Raw genomic sequence first — 1,755 nt, forward strand, 5'->3', positions numbered from 1 at the left:
GTTCGCCGCTGGCTCTCGCGGTGTGGCGAGCCAGCTCGGCAGCGGCCTCGTCGAGCCGACCGGTCGCCGCGAATAGACTGATGCGCTGAAGGGCGGCGACCATGTGGGCAGGGGTCTCGATGCCGCAGCTCATCGCATGCTCTAGATCGTCGAGGCGCGCAATGGCACGCGCGGGGTAGCCCTCTTCTCCCTCGGCGAATGCCAAGGTGGTCTCTGTCAGGATCTGGCACTCGAGATCGTCTGTGGCCGCTGCCGCCGCCGCCGCTTTGGCGAGCGTTTCCCGATCCCGGTCTTGCCCGCTAGTGAAGAGAGTGTAAGTCAGCCACGCGAGGTGTCGAGCACGGGTGAGGTCAGTTACGAGCGACGATTCGAGCGCGCGGCGATGCTCCTCGACTCGCTGTTGCGGTGTTTCGTTAGTCACCGCTATCAGTCGAAGGCGGATCTCGGCTTCTTCTTCCGGCGACACTGCGGCCGCCAGGGTCGCCGCGGCCAATTCCTTGCCCTCTTCGTAACGCGCAGCGCGGTTGAGCAGATCAACCGTTTGGGCAGCAAATGGGCCGCGCTGAGGATCTCGGGCGGGAAGCAGTTCGAGCGCGCGCTTGCTCAAGTTCGCAGCCGCGCTTGCATCGCTGCGGGCAACCGACTGGGCGGCTTGGCGCAGCGCATCGATCGCCTCCTGGTCTCCGGGCTCGGCGCTGCGCGCCAACTGGGTGGCCACCTCGGCCGGGGCCGCGCCCAAACTCAGCATGACCGACGCCGATTGGCGCTCCATCGCCCGCCGCAGGGACTGCGGCAGCGACTGTCGGGTGGCCTCGCGCAGCAAGTCGTGCCGAAACCTCAGCCGCTCACCGTCGTCAACGAGCAGTTGCACGCGCACCGCCTCCTCGAGCGCCGACAGCAACGAGACTGGCCGGCGCTCCAGCATCGCGGCCAACAGCTCGGCCGAAAACCGGTCCGGCAGTACTGCGGCCACCCGCACCACCTCCGAAGCAGTATCCGAGAGCAGGTCGAGCCGCTGCTGCATACCGACGCCCAGACGCCGCGGCAACGCATGTCCGGTGGCCACCGCCCGCCCGCCGCTGACGTTCAGTCGACCTTCCTCGCCCAACCCCCCGACGAGCTCGCTGACCAGAAACGGATTGCCGTGCGCCTTGGCGGCCAGACTGAGCAGCGACACGTCGGCTTTCGCCCGTACGGCGTCTTGGACCATGTCGGTGACCGCATCCGGTGTCATGGCCGCCAGTCGCACGAATGTGGCATTCGCGCGTTGCAGCACCGACAACGTCTCTTGCACCGCCGGGCCGCCGGCCCCGGTACGGGCAGTTAATACCCACAACACCGCCACATCTGGGCGCGCGGTGGCCAGCGACCGCAACGCCAACAGCGTGCCGTTATCGGCCCAGTGAATATCCTCCAACACAATCACCAGCGGGGTCTGTGCGGCCGCGGCATGAATCGCGTCGGCCAAATCGTGCACCACCCAGTAGCGCAGATCCGCCGAACCACCTAGTTGGCGCAACGCCTCGGCGTTGCCAACCGGGGGATCGGCGTTCAAAGTGGCCATGAACAGTGAGAAAAACGGCACCGTCTGCTGATACTCGAACGCCTCCCCGAACAAGGTGCGCACTCCGGATTTGTCGGCCAGCGCCAACACCTCGGTGAGCAACCGGCTCTTCCCGATACCGGGCGGCCCTTCTATGACCAGCACGCCCCCGTGGCCCTGGCCCACCGCGGTCACCAGTGCGCCGATCAGTT

Annotated in this window: 1 protein-coding gene; it reads right to left on the reverse strand. The window is 66.8% G+C overall.

Annotated features, from left to right (window positions below; all coding sequences use genetic code 11):
- Positions 1-1,753: ATP-binding protein (locus WAO18_RS23565; RefSeq protein ID WP_422208645.1), on the reverse strand; the 1,753-nt coding region annotated here is incomplete at its 3' end.
- Positions 1,754-1,755 lie beyond the last annotated feature (2 nt).

Source organism: Mycobacterium sp., assembly GCF_049278535.1.
GTDB lineage: Bacteria > Actinomycetota > Actinomycetes > Mycobacteriales > Mycobacteriaceae > Mycobacterium.